The 21,526-nt window shown below is 73.0% G+C and carries 18 protein-coding genes and 1 pseudogene; 13 read left to right on the plus strand and 6 right to left on the minus strand.

The genetic code is table 11. The features are described 5' to 3' along the window. The first annotated feature begins 94 nt into the window (after positions 1–94). From ADK86_RS11410 to ADK86_RS11420, 3 genes are all read left to right on the plus strand, one after another. The gene (locus ADK86_RS11410) at positions 95–1,576 is read left to right on the plus strand and encodes a serine/threonine-protein kinase (RefSeq protein WP_053696474.1); all 1,482 of its coding nucleotides are present in this window, start codon (positions 95–97) and stop codon (positions 1,574–1,576) included. Then, complete coding sequence (locus tag ADK86_RS11415; RefSeq protein ID WP_053696475.1) at positions 1,573–3,228, plus strand: succinic semialdehyde dehydrogenase; 1,656 nt, start codon at positions 1,573–1,575, stop codon at positions 3,226–3,228. The genes ADK86_RS11410 and ADK86_RS11415 overlap by 4 nt, the downstream gene beginning before the upstream one ends. 67 nt (positions 3,229–3,295) lie before the next feature. Beyond that, on the plus strand, positions 3,296–5,116 hold the full coding sequence (locus tag ADK86_RS11420) for a GMC family oxidoreductase (protein ID WP_053696476.1): 1,821 nt from the start codon (positions 3,296–3,298) through the stop codon (positions 5,114–5,116). Positions 5,117–5,152: 36 nt separating this feature from the next. Here the strand turns inward: ADK86_RS11420 and ADK86_RS43065 are convergent, their stop codons facing one another. After that, positions 5,153–6,196: an LPXTG cell wall anchor domain-containing protein gene (locus ADK86_RS43065; protein ID WP_053696477.1), complete on the minus strand. Its 1,044-nt coding sequence runs from the start codon at positions 6,194–6,196 to the stop codon at positions 5,153–5,155. 764 nt (positions 6,197–6,960) lie between these two features. Then, the gene (locus tag ADK86_RS11430) at positions 6,961–7,365 is read right to left on the minus strand and encodes a chorismate mutase (RefSeq protein WP_420718840.1); all 405 of its coding nucleotides are present in this window, start codon (positions 7,363–7,365) and stop codon (positions 6,961–6,963) included. Positions 7,366–7,649: 284 nt separating this feature from the next. On the opposite strand from ADK86_RS11430, the gene guaA reads away from it, so the two are divergent. The 8 genes from guaA to ADK86_RS11470 all read left to right on the plus strand — a co-directional run bounded on the left by guaA (position 7,650) and on the right by ADK86_RS11470 (position 15,195). Continuing rightward, positions 7,650–9,236 carry a glutamine-hydrolyzing GMP synthase gene (gene guaA, locus ADK86_RS11435; RefSeq protein ID WP_053696499.1) on the plus strand — a complete coding sequence of 529 codons (1,587 nt, stop codon included), beginning with the start codon at positions 7,650–7,652 and terminating at the stop codon, positions 9,234–9,236. A 119-nt stretch (positions 9,237–9,355) separates the two neighbouring features. After that, entirely contained in the window at positions 9,356–9,898 is a 543-nt protein-coding gene (locus ADK86_RS11440; RefSeq protein WP_078951997.1) for a Uma2 family endonuclease, read from the plus strand. Beyond that, on the plus strand, positions 9,895–10,482 hold the full coding sequence (locus ADK86_RS11445; protein ID WP_053696479.1) for a Uma2 family endonuclease: 588 nt from the start codon (positions 9,895–9,897) through the stop codon (positions 10,480–10,482). The genes ADK86_RS11440 and ADK86_RS11445 overlap by 4 nt, the downstream gene beginning before the upstream one ends. A gap of 92 nt (positions 10,483–10,574) precedes the next feature. Then, positions 10,575–11,474 carry a 2-hydroxy-3-oxopropionate reductase gene (locus tag ADK86_RS11450; RefSeq protein WP_053696480.1) on the plus strand — a complete coding sequence of 300 codons (900 nt, stop codon included), beginning with the start codon at positions 10,575–10,577 and terminating at the stop codon, positions 11,472–11,474. Positions 11,475–11,526: 52 nt separating this feature from the next. Then, the gene (locus tag ADK86_RS11455) at positions 11,527–12,012 is read left to right on the plus strand and encodes a pyridoxamine 5'-phosphate oxidase family protein (RefSeq protein WP_053696481.1); all 486 of its coding nucleotides are present in this window, start codon (positions 11,527–11,529) and stop codon (positions 12,010–12,012) included. A gap of 149 nt (positions 12,013–12,161) precedes the next feature. Continuing rightward, positions 12,162–12,956 carry a class II aldolase/adducin family protein gene (locus ADK86_RS11460; protein WP_053696482.1) on the plus strand — a complete coding sequence of 265 codons (795 nt, stop codon included), beginning with the start codon at positions 12,162–12,164 and terminating at the stop codon, positions 12,954–12,956. Positions 12,957–13,239: 283 nt separating this feature from the next. Further along, positions 13,240–14,493, plus strand: coding sequence for a hypothetical protein (locus ADK86_RS11465; protein ID WP_053696483.1), 1,254 nt, complete (start codon positions 13,240–13,242; stop codon positions 14,491–14,493). Positions 14,494–14,652: 159 nt separating this feature from the next. Further along, on the plus strand, positions 14,653–15,195 hold the full coding sequence (locus ADK86_RS11470; protein WP_053696484.1) for a DoxX family protein: 543 nt from the start codon (positions 14,653–14,655) through the stop codon (positions 15,193–15,195). Positions 15,196–15,228: 33 nt separating this feature from the next. On the opposite strand, the gene ADK86_RS11475 is transcribed toward ADK86_RS11470, so the two are convergent. The 3 genes from ADK86_RS11475 to ADK86_RS11485 all read right to left on the minus strand — a co-directional run bounded on the left by ADK86_RS11475 (position 15,229) and on the right by ADK86_RS11485 (position 18,043). Beyond that, positions 15,229–15,447 (minus strand): hypothetical protein, encoded by a 219-nt coding sequence (locus tag ADK86_RS11475; RefSeq protein WP_053696485.1) that lies wholly within the window; start codon positions 15,445–15,447, stop codon positions 15,229–15,231. Next, positions 15,444–16,913, minus strand: coding sequence for a PspC domain-containing protein (locus tag ADK86_RS11480; RefSeq protein ID WP_053696486.1), 1,470 nt, complete (start codon positions 16,911–16,913; stop codon positions 15,444–15,446). Before ADK86_RS11480 ends, ADK86_RS11475 begins: the two co-directional genes overlap by 4 nt. Before the next feature lie 134 nt (positions 16,914–17,047). Further along, positions 17,048–18,043, minus strand: a complete 996-nt coding sequence (locus ADK86_RS11485; protein WP_053696487.1) for a helix-turn-helix transcriptional regulator — start codon at positions 18,041–18,043, stop codon at positions 17,048–17,050. 162 nt (positions 18,044–18,205) lie between these two features. On the opposite strand from ADK86_RS11485, the gene ADK86_RS11490 reads away from it, so the two are divergent. Together ADK86_RS11490 and ADK86_RS11495 are read left to right on the plus strand one after the other, a co-directional pair. Beyond that, positions 18,206–19,354, plus strand: a complete 1,149-nt coding sequence (locus ADK86_RS11490) for a winged helix DNA-binding domain-containing protein (RefSeq protein ID WP_053696488.1) — start codon at positions 18,206–18,208, stop codon at positions 19,352–19,354. A 254-nt stretch (positions 19,355–19,608) separates the two neighbouring features. After that, positions 19,609–21,393 (plus strand): protein kinase domain-containing protein, encoded by a 1,785-nt coding sequence (locus tag ADK86_RS11495; RefSeq protein WP_420718841.1) that lies wholly within the window; start codon positions 19,609–19,611, stop codon positions 21,391–21,393. 6 nt (positions 21,394–21,399) lie between these two features. Here ADK86_RS11495 and ADK86_RS40705 read toward each other — a convergent pair. Further along, positions 21,400–21,526: pseudogene (locus tag ADK86_RS40705) on the minus strand (DUF4232 domain-containing protein); the annotation flags it as partial.

Genomic DNA, 21,526 nt, shown 5'->3' on the forward strand with positions numbered 1-21,526 from the left:
GCAATCGTGTGCTCCCGCCCCCTGTACCCCGGGTGCACCGTCCGCCGCTCGCGGCACCGGCGCCGGACCACCGCAGGTGGGGCAAGATGACCCCATGGGGAGCTTCGGGGGCGAGGGCCGGCTCATCGCCGGCCGCTACCGCCTGGGCGAACGGCTCGGCCGCGGCGGCATGGGCACGGTCTGGCGCGCCACCGACGAACTGCTGGCCCGTCAGGTCGCCGTGAAGGTTCTGCACGTCGCCGAGGAGCCCGGCGGCCCGGGCGAGCGGGGCGGCGTTACCCGTACCGGCGGCCCCGACGCCGCGGCCCAGCGGGAGCGGGCGGTGCGCGAGGCCCGGACCGTCGCACGGATCAGGCACCCGAACGTGATCGTCGTGCACGACGTCGTCGCACAGGACGGCCGCGCCTGGATCGTCATGGAGCTGGTCGACGGCCAGTCCCTCGCGGACCGGCTCATCGGCGGCGGCCCGCTCGCGCCCCGCGAAGCGGCCCGTATCGGCCTGGCTTTGCTGGGCGCCCTCAGGGCATCGCATGCTCTCGGCGTGCTGCACCGCGACATCAAGCCCGCCAACGTCCTGCTGGAGGAGGGCACCGGCCGGGTCGTCCTCACCGACTTCGGGGTCGCCAAGGTTCCCGGCAGTACGACGCTGACCGAGTCCGGCGGCTTCGTCGGCTCGCCGGAGTACACCGCGCCCGAGCGGATGGCCGGCCGCCCCGCGGGCCCGGCCGCGGACCTGTGGTCGGTGGGTGTGCTGCTGTGCGCGGCGCTCAGCGGGGAGACGCCGTTCCGCCGGGATTCGCTGGGCGGCGTGCTGAGCGCGGTCATGCACGACGAGATCGAACTGCCCGAACCGGCCCGCCCCCTCCTGGCCGTGGTCCGCGGCCTCCTGGAACGCGATCCGGCCCGGCGCCTGGACGTCATCGCCACCGAGCGGCTGCTGCGCGGCTACCTCCAGTCGGGCCGCGCCCCCGAGACGCCGCCGCCTCCGTCACCCGCACCCGAACGCCCGTCGCCCGCCCATGAACCGGGCCGTACGCACGGCGTCCCGATACCGGACGCCATAGCGGACCGCGCGCTCGCCGCCGCGGCCCGCCCGCACACCGGGCGCGGGCGCACCGCGTTCATCGTGGGCGTGGCCGTGTGCGTGCTGGCGGGCGCGGGGCTCGGCATCGCGGCGCTGGTCCGCAGGGGCGGGGACGGGGACGGGAAGGACGGCGACCCCGGGCCCACCCGGTCCCACCCCTCGCAGGAACGTTCGGGCACCTCCCGTACGCCGTCCCCGCCCGTCTCCTCCTCGCCCGCCTCTACTTCCGGACCGCACCTGTCACCGGACGGCGGCCGGTCCGGGCGGTATGGAGTGTCCGAAGAGCCGGGGCACCCGAGGGCGGCGGGGCTCGCCCGGACACCGGTCGCCTGGTCCGTCCCGGGACCGGTCGCCCGCTCCGTCGCATCCCACAACCCCGCAGGACAACCCCCTCGTGGCCAGCAAACGCTGGCGCGATGGTGCGTACCGCGCGAAAACTCGTTACCGGTGGGTACCCAAAGCGTCCGGCGCGTCATACGCTCGCCCGCATGACGGACTCGCAGGACACCGGAACCCGCTCCTCCGCACCCGCCGGCACCGTTTCCGCCGACGCTCCCTCGGACGGCAACCCCGTCGCCCGCGCCGCCGCCGGCACCCGTACCGCCGCCGACGTGGTCACGCCGCACCTGGCCGCCCGCCTCGCCCGCGGCGTCACCGGCAGCGGCCGTACCGCCAACCACACGCCGTTCACCGGCGAGAAGCTGGCGGACCTGCCCGAGTCCACCCCCGAGGACGTGGCGACCGCCTTCGAGCGCGCCCGTGCGGCGCAGCGCGCCTGGGCCGAGGTCCCCGTACGGCAGCGCGCGGCCGTCCTGCTGCGCTTCCACGACCTCGTCCTGCGCCGCCAGGCCGAGGTCCTGGACCTGATCCAGCTGGAGACCGGCAAGGCCCGGCTGCACGCCCACGAGGAGATCCAGGCCGTCGCCGTCGCCGCCCGCCACTACGGCCGCAAGGCCCCCGCGTATCTGCGCCCCCGCGGCCACACCGGTGTCGTACCGGCCCTCACCAAGGTCACCGAACTGCGCCACCCCCGCGGCGTCGTCGGCCAGATCGCTCCCTGGAACTACCCCTTCGAGCTGTCCGTCGGCGACGCGCTGCCCGCCTTCGCCGCGGGCAACGCCGTCGTCATGAAGCCCGACACGGAGACCGCGCTGACCGCCCTGTGGGCCCGTGAGCAGCTCGTCGAGGCCGGGCTGCCGCCGGAGGTCTGGCAGGTCGTCCTCGGTGACGGCCCGGTCATCGGCCCAGAGGTCGTCGAGCACGCCGACTACGTCTCCTTCACCGGCTCCACCCGCACCGGCCGCGAGGTCGCCCAGGGCGCCGCCGCCCGCCTGGTCGGCGTCTCCCTCGAACTCGGCGGCAAGAACGCCATGCTGGTGCTGCACGACGCCGACATCGACAAGGCCGCGGCGGGCGCCGTACGCGGCTGCTTCTCCTCCGCGGGCCAGCTGTGCATCTCCATAGAGCGGCTGTACGTCCACGAGTCCATAGCCGACGCCTTCGTGGAGCGCTTCGCCGCCCGCACGAAGGCACTGCGCCTGGGCAACGCCCTCGCCTACGGCGCCGACATGGGCTCGCTCGTCGGCGAGCGGCAGCTGGAGACCGTCACCCGGCACGTGGACGAGGCCGTCGCCAAGGGCGCGAAACTCGTCGCCGGGGGCCGCCCCCGCCCCGACATCGGCCCGCTGTTCTACGAGCCCACCATCCTCGACGGCGTCGAGCCCCCCATGGCCGTGTGCGAGGAGGAGACGTTCGGCCCGGTCGTCTCCGTCTACCGCTTCCGCGACGAGGACGAGGCGGTCGCCCGCGCCAACGCCACCCCGTACGGTCTGAACTCCAGCGTCTGGACCGAGGACGGCCGCCGCGGCCGGGCCGTCGCCGCGCGCCTGCGCACCGGCACGGTCAACGTCAACGAGGCGTACGCCGCGGGCTACGGCAGCGTCCAGTCCCCGATGGGCGGCATGGGCGACTCCGGCCTCGGCCGCCGGCACGGCTCGGAGGGCATCCTCAAGTACACCGAGGCGCAGACCGTCGCCCACCAGCGCCTGATGCCGCTCGCCCCGTCGTTCGGCATGGACGACGAGAAGTACGCGGCGTTCATGACCCGCAGCCTGCGCGTGCTGAAGGCGCTCCGTATGCGCTGATCCGCCCGTGCTGATCCGCCCGCGCCGAGACCCGGGCCGAGGGCCCGCCGAGACCGAGGGAGTGCCAGTGCCCCAGGACAACCCTGCCCGCAATCAGCACGACCCGTCCGAGGCGGGCGGCTACGACTACGACGTCCTCGTGATCGGCTCCGGCTTCGGCGGCTCCGTCTCCGCGCTCCGCCTGACCGAGAAGGGCTACCGCGTCGGCGTCCTGGAGGCCGGGCGCCGCTTCACCCGCGCCACCCTGCCCAAGAGCTCCTGGGACCTGAAGAACTACCTGTGGGCCCCGGCCCTCGGCTGCTACGGCATCCAGCGCGTCCACCTGCTCGGCAACGTCATGGTGCTGGCCGGCGCCGGGGTCGGCGGCGGCTCGCTCAACTACGCCAACACCCTCTACGTACCGCCGAAGCAGTTCTTCGAGGACCGGCAGTGGGGGCACATCACCGACTGGCAGGACGAGCTGAAGCCGTACTACGACCAGGCGCGGCGCATGCTCGGCGTCCGCCTGAACCCGACCATGACCCCCTCGGACGTCCACCTGAAGGCCGCCGCCGAGAAGATGGGCGCCGGCGACACCTTCCACCTCGCCCCGGTCGGCGTCTTCTTCGGGGACGGCGAGGACAGCGACGGTACGGCGAAGGCAGCCCCCGGTACCGAGGTGCCCGACCCGTACTTCGGCGGCGCCGGACCCGCCCGCCGGGCCTGCACCGAATGCGGCGAGTGCATGACCGGCTGCCGGCACGGCGCCAAGAACACCCTCACCGAGAACTACCTCCACCTCGCCGAGCGGGCGGGCGCCGTCATCCACCCGATGACCTCGGTCGTCACCGTCACGGAGGATTCCCGCGGCGGCTTCGCCGTCGGCACGCTGCCCACCGACGACAAGCGCAAGGGCCGCGGCCGTACGTTCACGGCCCGGCGGGTGATCGTCGCGGCGGGTACGTACGGCACCCAGACCCTCCTGCACAAGATGAAGGACAGCGGCCTGCTGCCGCTCATCTCCCCTCGCCTCGGCGAACTGACCCGCACCAACTCCGAGGCCCTGGTGGGCGCGCAGACCGACGACCGCCGCTACCGCAAGGCCCACGGCGTGCCGAAGGCCGACTTCACCCGCGGCGTCGCCATCACCTCGTCCGTCCATCCCAACGCCGACACCCACATCGAGCCGGTGCGCTACGGCAAGGGCTCCAACGCGATGGGCAGTCTGTCCGTCCTCCAGGTACCGATCCCCAAGCGCGCGCCGCGCGCCCTCGCCTGGGCGGCCAACTGCGCCCGCCACCCGCTCCTGCTGCTGCGCTCCCTGTCCAACCGCCGCTGGTCGGAGCGGACCATCATCGGCCTGGTCATGCAGTCCCTGGACAACTCGCTGACCACGTACCGCAAACCGGGCGGCCTCGGAAAGGGCCTGCTCACCGCCCGCCAGGGCCATGGCGCGCCCAACCCGCAGCAGATACCGGAGGCCACCGAGGCCGCCGCCCTGCTCGCCCAGGAGATCAACGGTTTCGCGGGCAGCAACATCGGCGAGCTGATGGGCACCCCGCTGACCGCGCACTTCCTGGGCGGCTGCCCGATCGGCGCGGACGCGGACCACGGCGTGATCGACCCGTACCACCGCCTGTACGGGCACCCCGGCATCTCGGTCGTGGACGGCTCCGCGGTCTCCGCGAACCTCGGCGTCAACCCGTCGCTGACCATCACCGCACAGGCCGAACGCGCCATGTCCTTCTGGCCGAACAAGGGCGAGGAGGACACCCGCCCCGCGCCGGGCCGCCCCTACCGGCGGCTGTCCCCGGTGGCACCGCGCCATCCGGCCGTCCCGGAGGACGCGTTCGCGGCCCTGCGGCTGCCGCTGCTGCCGGTACCGGCCGTACCGCCGCGGTCCCAGTAACCCCGCCCTGTCCCGCCTCGCCCCGTCCCGCCCGTCTCAGGCCGCGTCGGCGCCCTTCCGGCGGCGTACGGCGAACACCGTGCCCGCACCGAGCGCGACCGCCGCGCCGCCCGCCAGCGCCAGGGCCGGCAGCCCGGAGGACGCGCCGGTGTCGGCCAGCTTCCCGGTGACCGGCAGCTGGACCTGCTGCTTCTTACCGCCCTGCGGCGCCGGGCGGTTGGGGCGGTGGCCGGGCTTGCCGGGCTTGCCCTGCGCGTCCGGTACGTGGGTGCCCGGCTTGCCGCTGCCCGCGGGCAGGATGGTGAAGTCGTAGTCCATGGCCTCCGAGAAGCCGCACTCGTGGTCCGCGTTCGCGTACCAGCCCACGCTGACCGCGCCGCCGAAACTGGCGGGCGTCTTCGCGTCCGCCTTCAGGCGCAGCCGGGCCTCCGCGTACTCACCGGGGCGCAGCCCGTCGCGGCCACCGAGGGAAGCGAAGAACCCGTCGTTCTCCTCAGCGGCGGGTACCCGCTTCCAAGTCCCCGTCCTGGCGTCGAGCCACTGGAAGGTCAGGTGGTCCGAGACGTCATCGGTGGTCGGGTCCTTCAGGGCATAGACCAGCGCGAAGGCGCTCACGGACGTGATGTGCTTGCCGGAGATGTTGGTGGCGCGGAAGGTGAAGTCCACCCACCCGGAACCGGCGACGATCTTGCTGGGCAGGCCGCGGAGTTCGGTACGGACCGCCCGCTCGCTGGAGTAGTCGGCGCACTCGATCTCGTCGGTCGGGGTGGCCTTGGGGGTGGCCGTCGGCGTGGCGGCCTCGGGCTTCTTGACGGGAGGGGTCTTCTCGGTAGTCGGAGTTTTCCCGGCGGGTGGTGTCTTCCCGGCGGGTGGTGTCTTCTCGTCGGCCGGGCCGGGCGCCGGGGAGGTGGAGGACGGGGTCGTGACCGGCGTCGGCGTGGCGGCGGGTGTGCCGGTCGCGGTGGCCGTCGGGCTCTGGTCCGGCGTTTCGGTGGCGTACGCGGCGGGCGCCGCCAGCAGGGCGGCGGGGGCTATGGCGGCCGTCGCGGAGACGGCGGCCAGGGCGCGGCGGAGCTTCATCGTGAAGACCTCTCGGGACCGAAGTGCCATGAGCACGGCACGAGTTCATGAGACAGGCCGTCGCGGTGGGGCGCGGGGTGGCCGGGCGATTGCAGATACTGACCGGCCATGACCGGAAAAGGTTGCACAATTCACCGCGGAGGATTCACCACTGACCACGGGAGTGCCGCCCGCCACCAGAGGGCGAGGCGCGGCGAAGGGCCCCGGGGCGCCGTCCGCGAGGGGGCGGACGGCTGCGGGGCCCTTGGCTTGCGGCGCCGGCGTCAGGGCAGCGTCGGTGCCGAGGGGGCGGCGCCGGGGAAAGCGCCGCCGCAGGCTTTCAAGTTGTCCGGGGGAGGGTGCCCCGTTGTCCGGGGGGTGGGCGCCCCGCGCGGTCGCGTCGCCCGCCGCCTTCGCGCCGGCGGCCCGGGGCGCAACCGTTCCGACCGGATGCGGCCGGCTCCAAGCGTCCCCGGAACCGGCCGCCCCATCGGATGTGGCCGGGCTGCTGTCCCCTGCTGACCGGCCACAACACCGCAGCGAGGTCCCACGACGCGGGCCGCTCCAAGTCGGCCGACGTCTCATCGCTCCGGCGGATCCGCCCACGGGCGGCGTCTACGCGTAGTCCTGCAGACCGCACCTGGCTGGCGTGGCACCCGGAACAACGAAGCCCGGCGGGGGCCGGTCACGGCGCCGTACGGGTGAGTCGCCGGTCCGCCGGGCGCGCCCGTACGCTGTGCGCGTGCGCCTCGTACGCCGGTCCGCGCGTCCGGTCCGTACGCCCCTCAGACGCGGCCGCGGCACAGCTCCAGCAGCGTCATGGCCAGCGCGGTGCCGGGCCGGCCGAGCTGCCCCCTGTAGTGCTCCAGGATCTGCATCTCGCGCGACAGGTTCACCCGGCGCCCGCCGGAGCCGATGCGCTCGCGCTGGATGACGGCCGAGACCGCCATCCGTTCCTGTACGAGGCCGATGATCCGCCCGTCGAGATCGTCGATCCGTGCCCGGGCATCGGTGATCACACCGGCCGCGGCTTCGGTGCGGGCGCCGGTATCGGTGGTCGCCCGGGGCTTGGCGGGGGCCGCCGGGCCCTTGGCCGCCGGGGCCGCCGTCACCGGGGTACCCGTCGGATCCGTCACGGCCTGGACGCCGTGCACAGCCTTGCCACCGTTCACAGCCTGGACGCCGCTCATACCGCTCATGTCCGTCACTCCTGGGGTTCCGGACCCCCGCAGCCACCGTCCGTACCGCCTCGGCCCCGCCCGCTCCGGTGAAACACAGAGCGCCCCGGGCCTTGTCGGCCCGGGGCGCCTGGGAAGTCGCTCGTCAGTTGATCAAGCAGCACGACCATGGCAGCCGGACGGGCCGGTGCCATAGGTAAAGACGAAGGTCAGCTGCTTGTACATGGCGCTCAGTATGAGCCCGTTAGAATCGAAAGTCCAACCCCTTGCACCACCACCGCCGGAAGGCCGCCGAAGTGCCATCAGCGTCACCTGCTGCCGCCCCCGACGTCGTCCTGGTAGTCGACTTCGGCGCGCAGTACGCCCAGCTCATCGCCCGCCGCGTACGCGAAGCCCGGGTCTACAGCGAGATCGTCCCGTCCACCATGCCGGTGGCCGAGATGCTCGCCAAGAACCCCAAGGCGATCATCCTCTCCGGCGGCCCGTCGTCGGTCTACGCCGAGGACGCCCCCAGCCTGGACCGCTCCCTGTTCGAGGCCGGCGTGCCGGTCTTCGGCATGTGCTACGGCTTCCAGCTCATGGCCACCACCCTCGGCGGCACGGTCGACAACACCGGCGCCCGCGAGTACGGCCGTACCGACCTGCACGTCTCCAAGACCGGCTCGACCCTCTTCGAGGGCACCCCGGCCGAGCAGCCCGTGTGGATGTCGCACGGCGACGCCTGCTCCGCCGCGCCCGAGGGCTTCACCGTCACCGCGTCCACCGACATGGTCCCGGTCGCCGCCTTCGAGAACGACGAGAAGAAGCTCTACGGCGTCCAGTACCACCCCGAGGTGATGCACTCGACGCACGGCCAGCAGGTCCTTGAGCACTTCCTCTACCGGGGAGCGGGCATCGAGCCGGTGTGGACCACCTCCAACGTCGTCGACGACCAGATCGCGGCCATCCGTGAGCAGGTCGGCAGCGCCCGGGCGATCTGCGGCCTGTCCGGCGGCGTGGACTCCGCGGTCGCCGCCGCCCTCGTCCAGAAGGCCATCGGCGACCAGCTGACCTGCGTCTACGTCGACCACGGCCTGATGCGCAAGGGCGAGACCGAGCAGGTCGAGAAGGACTTCGTGGCCGCCACCGGCGTCCAGCTGAAGGTCGTGGACGCCTCCGAGCGCTTCCTGAACGCGCTGGCCGGCGTCTCCGACCCGGAGGAGAAGCGGAAGATCATCGGCCGCGAGTTCATCCGGGTCTTCGAGCAGGCCCAGGCGGAGATCGTCGCCGAGTCCGGCGCGGCCGGCGAGCCCGTGAAGTTCCTGGTCCAGGGCACGCTCTACCCGGACATCGTGGAGTCCGGCGGCGGCACCGGCACCGCCAACATCAAGTCCCACCACAACGTCGGCGGCCTCCCCGAGGACCTGGAGTTCGAGCTCATCGAGCCGCTGCGCCAGCTCTTCAAGGACGAGGTCCGCCGCGTCGGCACCGAGCTGGGCCTGCCGGACGAGATCGTCCAGCGCCAGCCCTTCCCCGGCCCCGGCCTGGGCATCCGCATCGTCGGCGAGGTCACGCGCGAGCGCCTCGACCTCCTGCGCGAGGCCGACGCCATCGCCCGCGAGGAGCTGACCGCGGCCGGCCTGGACCGCGAGATCTGGCAGTGCCCGGTGGTCCTGCTCGCGGACGTCCGCAGCGTCGGCGTCCAGGGCGACGGCCGCTCCTACGGCCACCCGGTCGTGCTGCGCCCGGTCTCCTCCGAGGACGCGATGACCGCGGACTGGACCCGCATGCCGTACGACGTGCTGGCCCGCATCTCCACCCGCATCACCAACGAGGTCGCCGAGGTGAACCGCGTCGTCCTCGACGTCACCAGCAAGCCCCCGGGCACCATCGAGTGGGAGTGACCCCGGTAACCCCTCCGTAGGGCCCACCCCAGGTCAACACCACAGCCGTCGCTCATCAGTTTGAGCGGCGGCTGTGGCGTTTGGGGTAGGCGCCCCGGCCGCACGGGCAACACTGAGGCATGCGAACACCCGTGCCCCCCACCGAGCCCCACCCCGACCCACTCACGCGCCACGAACTCCTCGACGGCACCCGCGTCCCGAGGCCCCCGCAGTCCCTCTTCCACATGCGCGCCACACGGCTCCTGGAATGGCTTCTGCTGGCCCAGGCGCCCGATGCCTTCGACGTCCTCCGTCAGTTCGCCATAGCCCTGGACGAGCGCAACCATCCGGAGCCCGACGTCCTGGTGACCCGGCCCGGAGCGGACATGTCTGCGCAGCAGACCCACCTCGCCCCGCAGGACGTCACGCTGGCGGTCGAGATCGTCTCGGAGGACACCGCCGACCGCGACCGCGAGACAAAGCCCCGCATGTACGCCGCCCACGGCATCCGGCACTTCTGGCGGGTCGAGGAGGGCAGCGAAGGGCTCCCGGTGGTGTACGTCCACGAACTCGACCCCGCGGCCAGGGCCTACGTCCCCACGGGAATCCACCACAACCGCCTCAAGCTCGCGGAGCCCTTCGCCATCGACATCGACCTCACCGCGATCGACCGCCGCCGATGACCACCGGCACCCCCCACCACCCACCGGCCCGCCGGGCCCCGGACAGCTACACCACCCACGACCTGCTGGCGCCGCCCGACATCCCCGCGCACGTGGAACTGATCGACGGGTGCCTGCTGTCCCAGGGGCGGCAGACCGCCTTCCACGGCCTCGTGATCGATCTGCTGCGGGCGGGGCTGTGCCGCACCGTACCGCCCGGGTTGACGGCGCGGTGCCGTATGACGGTGGTGATCGACAAGCGCAACGCCCCCGAGCCGGACCTCATGATCGTCCAGGCGGCGGCCGCACGGAGCCGGGACCAGCTGTGTTTTCACGCGCGTGATGTGCTGCTCGCCGTGGAGGTGGCCCTCCAGCAGTCCCAGGCGCTGGACCGTGACACCAAGCCCCGTAAGTACGCCGACGCGGGCATCCCGCACTTCTGGCGCGTGGAGAACGACGGGCCGGACATGTACCCGGTGGTGCACGCGTTCGCGCTCGGCCCGGCGACGCGCACCTACCACCCCGTCGGCACCTTCCGCGAGCAGCTGGAGCTCGACGCCCCCTTCGGTATCTCCATCGACCTCACCGAGATCGACCGCCTGTGAACGTTGACGCGCGATGACAACCCTCCCATGATGAGTTCCGTATAGCGGTTTATGAAATCCGTCATGCGGAAACAAGCGAGGAGTGTCGCGCAATGAGCATCATCGCCTTCATCGGCCTCGGCATCATGGGCAGCCCGATGGCCGTCAACCTCGCCCAGGCCGGCCACGCGGTGACCGGCTGGAACCGCAGTCCCGGGCGGACGGAGGCGCTGGTGGCGGCCGGTGGGGCGGAAGCGGCGACGATCGCCGGGGCTGTGCGCGACGCCGAGGTCGTCATCACCATGGTGCCCGCGTCCCCGCAGGTCGAGGCGGTCGCGTACGGGCCCGACGGCATCCTGGAGAACGTCCGCCCCGGCACCCTGTTGATCGACATGTCCTCGATCACCCCGCGGACCTCCGTCGAGCTGGCCGCCGCCGCGGCCGAGAAGGGCGTGCGCGTGCTGGACGCACCGGTCTCCGGCGGCGAGGCGGGCGCCGTCGAGGGCGTGCTCTCGATCATGGTGGGCGGGGAGCAGGAGGACTTCGACGCCGCCCGGCCGGTCCTGGAGGCCCTGGGCACCACCATCGTGCGGTGCGGTCCGCACGGCGCCGGCCAGACCGTCAAGGCCGCCAACCAGCTCATCGTCGCCGTGAACCTCCAGGCTTGCGCCGAGGCCGTCGTCTTCCTGGAGAAGTCGGGCGTCGATCTCGCCGCCGCCCTCGATGTCCTCAACGGCGGCCTGGCGGGTTCGGCCGTGCTCACCCGTAAGAAGGCCAACTTTCTCGACCAGGAATTCGAGCCGGGCTTCAAGCTGGAGCTGCACCACAAGGACATGGGCATCGTCACCGACGCCGCCCGCACCGTCGGCGCCACGATCCCCGTGGGCGCCGCCGCGGCCCAGCTCGTCGCCTCGGCCGTGGCCCGCGGCGACGGCGGCCTGGACCACTCGGCACTGCTGCGCGGCGTACAGCAGCTGAGCGGGAGTGGGGTGGGGGAGGGCAAGACCGCGTAGCGGCAGAGACGTTGGGCTGGGGGTGTTGAGCGGTGCCTGGCAGGGTGAGGCCATGCATGAGACGCCCGAGGACATGAAGCGACTGCAACGCCTGCTCGACGACTCGTACGCCGCGGCGGGCCCGTACCTCCGTTCCGTCATCGCGGCCGAGCGCCGCCTGGACGCCGAGGGTGTCGTCGCCGAGATGGGGACCATGCGCGTCATGGCCCTGGCCACGACGACATCCGGCGGTGAGCCTCGGATCGGCCCCGTCGACGGGCTGTTCTACCGGGGCCGCCTGTACTTCTACTCGGGCGTGGGCTCCCTGCGTTTCCGTCACCTCCGTGCCCGCCCTGCCGTCTCGGCCTCGGTCATCGACGGCGAGCGGCTGCAGATCACGGTGCACGGCCGGGCGGCGGAGGTCTTTCCGGCGGAGGACCGCGGGCTGGAGTCTTTTCTGATCGGCGCGTACGGGCGCGAGGCGTGGGAGGACCGCAGGAGCGCCCACTCCTGGGCCCGGATCGAGCCGCACCGGATGATCACCTATCGCGGTCGGTGACTCGGATCGGTGACCCGGATCGGTGGCCCGGATCGGTGACTCGGAATTGCTGCCGCACCCCTGGTCACCGCAACTACCCACGGGTAGCTTCCGCTTCAAGCCAAGCCGGGCCGCAGCCAAGCCAAGCCCCACGCGCGAGGAGGAAGCCCATGCCCCACCCCACCCCGCCCACCCCCATACCCACCGACCAGCTCCGTTTCGCCATGCCGCCGCAGCACGCGACCGTCGAGGAGGAGCGGCGCCACCGTAAGGAGCGTCTGGCGGCGGCGCTGCGTCTCTTCGGGCGGTTCGGGTTCGAGGAGGGGGTGGCGGGGCACATCACCGCGCGGGATCCGGAGTTCACCGACTGCTTCTGGGTGAATCCTTTCGGGATGTCGTTCAAGCACATCACGGTCGGCGACCTGATCCTCGTCAACCACGAGGGCAAGGTCGTCGAGGGCCGCTACCACGTCAACCAGGCGGCGTTCGCGATCCATTCGCAGGTCCACCAGGCCCGCCCGGACGTGGTCGCCGCCGCGCACAGCCACTCCGTGTACGGCCGCGCCCTCTCCACCCTCGGCGAGCTGCTGGACCCGATCACCCAGGACGTCTGCGCCTTCTACGAAGATCATGCCCTCTTCGATTCCTATACCGGGGTCGTCGTGGACGAGGAGGAGGGGCGGCGCATCGCGCTCGCCCTCGGGCCGCACAAGGCCGTGATCCTGCGCAACCACGGCCTGTTGACGGTCGGCGACTCGGTGGACGCGGCGGCCTGGTGGTTCATCACGATGGAACGTTCCTGTCAGGTGCAGCTGACCGCGCGCGCCGCCGGCAAACCCGTACTGATCGATCACGAGAACGCCGTGCACACCCGGGAACAGCTGGGCAACGACCTGGTCGCGTGGATCAACTACCAGCCCCTGTACCAGCAGATCGCCCGCAGCGAGCCGGACCTGTTCGACTGAGACCCCGACCCCCGACCCCCGACCGCACCCGCACCCACACCCACACCCCGACGTCAACACAGCGCCCCCTCATCACTGCCCGTAAACCCTGGCGCACGGCTTCTCGCTCCCTCCCCGTACGGCACAATTCCTGCTCGGTAAGGTGAAGTTGACGACGACTGGTGGTCGGGGCGGAGCGGACGTGTCGGTGGAGACAGCGGGCGGGGCGGCGGGAGCGTCCGGAACGCCCGGAGGGAGCTCGGGGGCGGGAGGGGCCGAAGGGTTCCGGGAGGCCGGAGGGCCGGTGCCCGGGGAGCCCGGTGGGGGCGGCGACTGCACGTGCGGGAAGTGCCCGCGCGGCGCGCGCGAGGGGCATCGCCGGGCGGTGGCCGCGTTCGTGGCGCTGCGCGAGGAGTACGCCGCAGGCCGCGGCGTGCCGGCCGCGCTCGCGCACTCGGCGGGCGCCGCGCGGCAGTGGGTCTCGGACGAACTGGCCCTCTCGGCCCGTACGGTCGCCGAGCGCGCCGCCGCCGAGGGCGCGGCCTGGCTGGACGCCGTGTGGCGGCGCTCGCTGCTGGTGATGTGGTGCGGCCTCGGCGTGCTCCTGCTCGTCCAGGCCCTGACCGCGATCGGCACCGGCTGGACGGTGCAGCGTACGGCGGGCCTGGTCGCCGCGGCGGTCCTCACGCTCGCCCTGACCGGCGCGGCGTGGCGCCACCGCAGCCGCGGCGGCCTGCTCGCACCGCTGGTCGGCGAGGACAACCGGCTCTCGACCTCGCGCACGGTGGCCGCGGGCTGGCTGCTGCTCGTCGCGTACGCCGTCCTCGTACAGGCCGTCCAACTGGCCGTGGTGACGGACGCGGACGCCCGCGCCGCGCACATCGACGGGCTCCAACTCCCGTACGGCGCCGGGCTGCTGACCGTACTGGCGGTCACCTGCGCGGTGGCGGTGCTCGTCCGCCGGGTGGTCGTCGTACGCATCCAGGGACGCCGCCTCCAGAAGGTGCGCGCGGAGCGCCCGCGCGCGGGCGACCTGCTCACGGACGACGCGGGGCGCGCGAGCCTCACCGACACGCAGTACCTGCTGCTGAACGTCGCGGCCGTCTCCTTCGCCCTGGTGCGCCTTTCCCGCGACCCGTCCCGGCTGCCGGACCTGCCGTGGACGTTCGGTGTGATCGTGGTCATCGGGGCGCTCATGTACGTGGCGGGCAAGTACGCGGAGGGCGGCCGTCCGGTCGTCCTGTCCGTCGTACGGGCCCGGGAGCCGGGCGACCTGGCCGCGCCGATCCGTACCGGCGACGACATCGAGATCCGCGGCACCGGCTTCGTACCGCCGGGCGCGCAGGGCCCGGACCTGCTGGCGCGCACCGTCGTACGGATCGGCCCGGTGCACGCCCACGTACCGCTCGTGCCGGTCGCCGGCGGCTTCGGGAACCCGACGGACGGCCTGCTCACCGTGCCCGTACCGGCGGACGTGGAGCCGGGCCGGGTGGAGGTCCGGGTCGTCACGGCGGCGGGCGTGGAGACGAACAGCTACACGATCGACGTACAGGAGTGATCACCCCTCGGGCCACAGGGGTGATTGCGGGAATGACCGAAGGGGGAACGCCGGGGCGCCGGTACTGAACGCCCCGCCCGAGGACATCCGTATCCCTTGCGTAACGCATCGGCGCGGGCACAATCGTCCGCGTCCGGCAGCGACGGAGAGGCGGATGCCATGGCTCACGCGGATCGTGCGGTCGGTGCCGGGCCGGTCGGGCCCGGAGCGGGCAGGGGCGGCGGGCCGCGCGGCGCGATGGCACGCGGCGCGCTGCTGCCGCTGCGGATCTTCCTCGGCATCACCTTCGTCTACGCGGGCCTGGACAAGCTGACCGACCCGGCGTTCTTCGCGGCGAGCGGCACCGGCTCGATCGGCGAGCTGATGCGGCAGATACGGGACACCTCGGCCGTGCCCCAGCTGGTGGACCTGGCGCTCAAGAACCCGGCGAGCTTCGGGTACGCCATCGCGGCGGGGGAGTTGGCGGTCGGCATCGGCACACTGGCCGGGCTGTTCGCGCGCGTCGCCGCGCTTGGCGGCGCGCTGATCTCGCTGAGCCTGTGGCTCACCGTGAGCTGGTCGACCGAGCCGTACTACTACGGCAACGACCTGGCCTACCTGATGGCATGGCTGCCGCTGGTGCTCGCCGGGGCGCCGATGCTGTCCGTGGACGCGGCGCTGGAGGCACGGCGCAGTAGGCAGGGGCGGCAGTTGTTCGGGTAGGGGCGCTGGTCCAGGGCATGCCGGTCCCGATTCTCAGTCCCGTGGCGCGGACGCCCCCGAGCACTGCCGCCGGACCACGCTCCAGACGGCCGCCGTCACACCCGCCAGGCACAGACCCGCCGGTACGGCCAGTACGGGCAGCGCGCCCGGCAGGTCCACCACACCGGCCGCTTCGCACGCGTAGGCACCTCCCACACTGAGCGCGGTCAGGCCGGTGATGAGCCGGGCGGGCTCGAAAGCATGGCGCTTCACTGGTGCTCTCCCTTGTCCTGCGATGACGGCGACGGCGTTGGCGGGGGCGACGACGGCGACGGTGAAGCCTCCGAAGGAGCCCCCCGTTCCACCGCCACCTGTCCCGCCCCCACCTTCAGGTCGAGATCCAGCGTGCCGCGCGGCTTCTCGCCTCCCTTCAGCCCTGTGGCGGGCAGGGTGACGGTCTGCTCCTGGTCGGTCCCGACGTGGAAGTCCTCCGATGTCTCGCCCGGCAGCCGTACGTCACCCAGCCCCACGTCGATGTGCAGCCGCGCCGTGACGCCGTCGGGCACGGTCACTTGGAGCTGCCCGGCGCCGACGGAGGCCCGCGTCCGTACCGTCTGCCCGTTCTTGAAGGGGATGTTGGTCAGGTCCAGCTCCCCGCGTCCGGCCCCGACGTCGTAACTCGGGCGTACGGAAGCGGCGTCCATCGGCACCCACACGCGGTTGTGCCAGTCGGTGGCGACGTTCGGGGGCAGCACCGCGGCGCCCGCCAGCAGCAGGGACGTCAGGATCACCATGAAGACCGTGCCGCCGCCGGTCCGCCCCCACCAGGCGCTGATCACCAGCCCGAGACCGAAGACCACGAGCGCGGCGGAGAGACCGGCGATCAGAACGGTGGACCCCTTGTGGTGCTCGGCCGTGGCACCCCCCGCCGCCACGGCCGCGATCATCGCCAGCAGAAACGTCCAGCCGCCGATCGGCCGGCCCGCCCGCCGCCGCTTGGCCGGAGCGGCGCCCCGCGGCCCCCCGGGGCCGCCCCACGCCGTCGCCCCCGAGGCCCTGCCGCCCGCGCCGTACGCCTGCTCGCGGGTGTACGGCGCGTCGTCCGGCCCCCACAGATAGCCCACGCCGGCCGTCCCTTCCTTGGAGAGCGGGTCCCGCCACCAGGACGGGCCGTTACGGGTGGGCGGCGCCATCGTCTCGGGCGGCGCGTCCGCGACGGCCTGGGCGGACGCCGAGTCCGCCGCCCCGGGCCCGTCCGTCCCGGCCGTACGGCGCTGCCGCGACCAGTACGCCGAACCGCCCACCGCCAGCGCGAGCATGACCGTGAAGGCCAGCACGCCGCGGTTGGCGAGGGAGGTCAGGAAGAAGCCGCAGCCGACCAGCGCGAACAGCAGGGCGGTCAGCGCGGTGCCCTCGACCCGGCCGGACAGCAGCCGGCGCCCCTCGTTCTCGTCCTCGCCCTCCTGCGGGATCAGCAGCCAGGCGAAGCCGTACACGATCAGGCCGATGCCGCCGGAGGCCGCCAGGACGGCCAGCACGATCCGGAAGATCACCGGGTCCAGGTCCCAGTGCCGGCCCAGGCCCCCGCACACCCCGGCGATCACCTTGTGCCGACGGCTGCGGCGCGGGTGCGTCCGCGGCGCCGGGCGGGAGGCGTCGGGGGCCGGCGGATTGTCCGCGGGGCCGGACGCGTCCCCGGCGGGGCCCGTCGTGTTGTCGGCGGGGGCAGCATCGTTCATGCGCCCATGGTGGCAAGCCGCGCGGACCGGCGGCATCCGTGGGAACCCTGGTTGGCCCCTGAGATCATCCGGGGCAGGGGCAGGGGCAGGGGCAGGGGCAGGGGCAGGGGCAGGGGCAGGGGCCTCCGCTCGGCTCAGCCTCCCGACGCGTCGCCCGCGGCATCGGCGTACCGCCGGGCCAGCCGCCCGAACGCCTCCCTCAGCTCACCCGGCCCCGCCACCTCGATATCCGCGTCGAACCTGCCGATGTCGGCGGCCAGCGCGGCCCACGACCAGGCCCCCGACACCAGCCGGCACCGGGACGGGCCCAGCTCCTCCACGACACCGTCACGGATGTACGGGGATACGTCACCGGCGGGCAGCCCGAGGACCACCTCGCCGCGGCAGGGCCGTCCGCCCGGCCCGTCCGAGCCCTGGAAACGCCCGGCGACGAAGGCGGCGACATCGCCTCCCGGCAGGTCACGCGGGGTGAAGCGAGGCCCTGTAGGAGTACGCGGCGCGATCCGGTCCGCCCGGAACGTACGCCAGTCCGCCCGGTCGAGATCCCAGGCGACGAGGTACCAGCGGCCTCCCCAGGTGACGAGGTGGTGCGGCTCTACGCGGCGTACGGGGTGATGGGTCGCGGACGCGTCCGGCACCGACACCGGCGCGTACTCGAACCGCAACTCCTCCCGTGCGTGCACCGCAGCGCTGAGCGCCACCAGCACACCGCTGTCCACCTGAGGGTTCGGCCGCGCCGTCGGCCGCTCGACAGGAGTGACCTGAAGAGTGTCGATCCGGTGGCGCAAGCGCGCGGGCATGACCTGCCGGACGGTGTGCAGAGCGCGCGCTGCGGCCTCCTCGACACCGACCCCTGTGGTGGTGGCGTTCCGGAGCGCTACGGCGAGGGCGATGGCCTGTTCGTCGTCGAACAGCAGCGGGGGCAGCTCCGACCCGGACCCGAGCCGGTAACCGCCGTCGGGTCCCTTGGTCGAGGCGATGGGGTAGCCGAGTTCCCGCAGGCGGTCGACGTCACGGCGTACGGTGCGCGCGCTGACGTCCAGCCGCTCGGCCAGCAGCGCCCCCGGCCAGTCCCGGCGCGTCTGGAGCAGGGAGAGCAGGGCCAGCAGCCGCGCTGAAGTCTTCTGCATGCCCCCATGCTGCCTCCCAATGAGGACACAACCTGTCCGCTATCTCCGCCAAGATGAGCCATGACCAGGCCACGGGACCACCAGGTCACAGCACCAGCCGGCGACCAGGACCGGCCAGGACGCACATGAGCAGGTGACGTACATGACCAGGCAAGGACGCACATGACCGTTCTCGACAACCGGGCCCTCAACCGCGCCACCCTCGCCCGCCAGTTGCTCCTCGACCGCGCCGGCCTGCCGGTCCTCGACGCCGTCGGGCATCTGTGCGGCCTCCAGGCGCAGGAGCCGCAGGAACCGTTCATCGGCCTCTGGTCGCGGCTGCGCGCGTTCGACCCGTCGTCGCTCTCGGACCTGCTGACCGGACGGCACGTCGTCCGTACGCACCTCATGCGCCGCACCGTCCACCTCGTCACCGCCGACGACGTACTGGCCTGGCGCGCCCGCCACGACGCCATGCTGCGCCAACGCGCGCAGGGCGCCTACCGCCGCGAACTCGCCGGGGTGGACCTCGACGAACTCGCCGCCGCGGGCCGCGCGGTCATGGCCGACGGCGCGCCCCGCTCGATGCCCGAGCTGGCCCGGGCGGTCGCCGGGCGGTGGCCCGGGCCGGGGCTGCGGGCGCTGGGGGAGATGCTGGTCGCCGCCCTGATCCCGATGGTGCAGCTGCCGCCGCGCGGCCTGTGGCGTACGAGGGCGGGCGCCCGGTACGTACCGCTCGCCACCTGGCTCGGCCGCGACATCGACCCACCGATCGCCCCGAACGGCGCGGCCCCCAATAGCGCCACCCCTAAAGGCACCACCCCAGCCGCCCCCGACCCCGTAGGCGCAGCCCTGGTGCGCCGCTACCTCGCCGCCTACGGCCCCGCCGCCTCCGCCGATCTGCGCGCCTGGTGCGGCCTCGCCGGGCTCCCGGCCGCGATCGCCGCCGTACGCGAGGAGCTGGTGACCTTCCGCGACGAGCGCGGCCGGGAACTGCTCGACCTCCCCGACGCCCCGCGCCCCGACCCCGATACGCCCGCGCCGGTACGGTTCCTGCCCGCCTTCGACAACGCGATCCTCGGCTACCAGGACCGCGGCCGGATCATCGACGATGCCCACCGCGGCCTTTCGGTCGCCGGTGCCCGCGTCGTCCTGGTGGACGGCCGGGTCGCCGCGACCTGGGCCGTCGAGGACGGCACCGTGACGGCCACCCCGCTGCGCCGCTTCTCCCGGGCCGAGCGCACCGCCGTGACCGAGGAGGGACAGACGCTGGCGGCCTTCCTCTCGGACGGCGAGAGCGACCGTGCGCAGGTCACCGCCTTTTCCGTCTGATCCATGGGCCCGCAACCACAACCACAACCGGCCCATCCGCATCGTGGAAAACCCCCGGTACGCCCCCGGCACACGCCGGGAGACCGCGCCCCGGTCCCCCGGCAGCGCCCGTCGGACGACTATCGTTGCGCCGGACACCTGTATGGGGGAACCGAAGGGGCAAGGGGCACGGCGCGGTGACGGAGGCGGCGGTGGACGACGGGCGGCTGGTCGCCGGGCGGTACCGCCTGGTCGAGGAGATAGGCCGGGGCGGCATGGGCACCGTCTGGCGGTCCTACGACGAACTGCTCGGCCGCCAGGTCGCGGTCAAGCGGCTGCACGTCTCCCCGGAACTGGAGCCCGACGAGCTGGCCCGCCGCAACGAGCGCACCCGCCGTGAGGCCCGGTCCGCCGCCCGTATCAACCACCCCAACGTGGTCAGCGTCCACGATGTCGTGGACGACGCCGGTCTGCCGTGCATCGTCATGGAGTACGTGCCGTCGGTGACGCTCGGCGACGTGATCAAGGAGGCCACGCTCTCGGACGGCGCGGTGCCCCTGGGCGAGGTGGCCCGGATCGGCCGCGGCATGGTCGCCGCGCTGCGGGCGGCGCACTCCGCCGGGGTCCTGCACCGCGACGTGAAGCCCGGCAACGTGCTGCTCGGCGAGGACGGCCGGGTCGTCCTCACGGACTTCGGCATCGCGGTCGCCACCGGCACCTCCACCCTCACCAAGACCGGCGAGCTGATCGGCTCCATCGACTATCTCGCCCCCGAACGGGTCCGTGGCGGCACCCCCGGCCCGGCCTCCGACCTGTGGGCGCTGGGCGCCACGCTCTACCAAGCGCTGGAGGGACGGCCCCCGTTCCGTAAGCTCACGGCGGTCGAGACGGCGTACTCCATTGCTGTCGATCCGCTGGACCCGCCGCGCAATGCCGGTGCGCTGACCGGTCTGATCGAAGCCCTGCTGGCCAAGGAGCCCGCGGACCGCCCCTCGGCCCAGGCCGTGGAACAGGCCCTGCGCGCACCCGCAGCGCACACGGACACCACCGCATGGCTGAGCGGTGCCGGCGCACACGGAGCCGCGGGGGACTCCACCGCCACCACCACGGCCGGTACGACCCCACCGGCCCACGGCGCCCACACGAACACCCCGACCCCGGCCCCGACTCCGCCGTCGGCAACCGGCTCGTACCACTTGGCACCACCGGCTACGGACGGCACGAACGCTACGAACGGCACGGCCACCACCGGCAATACGACCGGCAACACGGCCCCCACCGGCGGATTCACCCCCGCCACCGGCCCCACCGCCCCGGTCGACCACCCGGTCACGGCCCCGGCCACCACCCCGCCCCCCTCCGAAAAGCAGCCCCGCAATCGCCGCCGCACGGTCCTGCTCACCGCCGTCTCCGTGGTCGCCGCACTGGCTCTCGCGGGCAGCACCCTGTACGCCCTCGGCTACTGGCCGGACGGGAACGCGCAGGCGTCCGACAGCCGTACACCGCAGCCCGAGAACCCGTCGCCCGCTCCGTCGAAGCCCCATGCCAAGCCCACCCCGCGGCCGGTCCCGGTGGGCTACCACCGGGTGGCGGACCCGGCTGCCGGTGTCGATTTCCCGCTGCCGAACGGCTGGATCCGCCAGAAGCAGGCGAACGGCTACACCTACCTCAACCCGAACCAGCTGGTCGGCCTGCGCATCGAGTCGCTCGATTTCGCGGGTGTGAATCCGCTTCAGCGCTGGAAGGACAACGAGCGCGCCGCCCTCAACGAGGGCAAGTTCCCCGGCTACCAGCAGCTGCGCATGCAGGAAACGCGTTTCCGCGACCGGCCCGCGGCCCTGTGGGAGTGGAAGTGGTCGGGCAGCAGACGCGAGTTCCGCGCCATAGACCTGGGTTTCGGCCGTCCCGGCGAGAAGGAGTACGCCATCTACCTCTCCGCGCCGGCCACCGAGTGGGACCGGTACAAGAAGGTCTTCGACGATGTCCTGGCCGGCCTGCGGCTGCCGGAGGATCGCGGGCAGGCCGGGCAGGACGGTCAGGCCAAGCAGGGCGATCAGTAGCGGCCGTCAGCCGATCGGGTTCACAAACGTGGCGGGGTGGGTGGCGCCGTCCTGGTGGACGAGCGGGCCCCAGGGCCACTTCAGCGTCAGGGCGGTGGTCTCGTTGGGCGGGGTGACGGCCACGGTCCGCGGC

The sequence above is a fragment of the Streptomyces sp. NRRL F-5755 genome, from assembly GCF_001279365.1.
Lineage (GTDB): Bacteria > Actinomycetota > Actinomycetes > Streptomycetales > Streptomycetaceae > Streptomyces > Streptomyces rimosus.

Bases quoted from the DNA above. Each gene is read 5' to 3' on its own strand.
- ADK86_RS11410 (WP_053696474.1), top strand. From the start codon at position 95: ATGGGGAGCTTCGGGGGCGAGGGCCGGCTCATCGCCGGCCGCTACCGC.
- ADK86_RS11415 (WP_053696475.1), top strand. From the start codon at position 1,573: ATGACGGACTCGCAGGACACCGGAACCCGCTCCTCCGCACCCGCCGGC.
- ADK86_RS43065 (WP_053696477.1), bottom strand. From the start codon at position 6,196: ATGAAGCTCCGCCGCGCCCTGGCCGCCGTCTCCGCGACGGCCGCCATA.
- ADK86_RS11430 (WP_420718840.1), bottom strand. From the start codon at position 7,365: ATGAGCGGCGTCCAGGCTGTGAACGGTGGCAAGGCTGTGCACGGCGTC.
- ADK86_RS11440 (WP_078951997.1), top strand. From the start codon at position 9,356: ATGCGAACACCCGTGCCCCCCACCGAGCCCCACCCCGACCCACTCACG.
- ADK86_RS11445 (WP_053696479.1), top strand. From the start codon at position 9,895: ATGACCACCGGCACCCCCCACCACCCACCGGCCCGCCGGGCCCCGGAC.
- ADK86_RS11450 (WP_053696480.1), top strand. From the start codon at position 10,575: ATGAGCATCATCGCCTTCATCGGCCTCGGCATCATGGGCAGCCCGATG.
- ADK86_RS11455 (WP_053696481.1), top strand. From the start codon at position 11,527: ATGCATGAGACGCCCGAGGACATGAAGCGACTGCAACGCCTGCTCGAC.
- ADK86_RS11460 (WP_053696482.1), top strand. From the start codon at position 12,162: ATGCCCCACCCCACCCCGCCCACCCCCATACCCACCGACCAGCTCCGT.
- ADK86_RS11470 (WP_053696484.1), top strand. From the start codon at position 14,653: ATGGCTCACGCGGATCGTGCGGTCGGTGCCGGGCCGGTCGGGCCCGGA.
- ADK86_RS11480 (WP_053696486.1), bottom strand. From the start codon at position 16,913: ATGAACGATGCTGCCCCCGCCGACAACACGACGGGCCCCGCCGGGGAC.
- ADK86_RS11485 (WP_053696487.1), bottom strand. From the start codon at position 18,043: ATGCAGAAGACTTCAGCGCGGCTGCTGGCCCTGCTCTCCCTGCTCCAG.
- ADK86_RS11490 (WP_053696488.1), top strand. From the start codon at position 18,206: ATGACCGTTCTCGACAACCGGGCCCTCAACCGCGCCACCCTCGCCCGC.
- ADK86_RS11495 (WP_420718841.1), top strand. From the start codon at position 19,609: ATGGGCACCGTCTGGCGGTCCTACGACGAACTGCTCGGCCGCCAGGTC.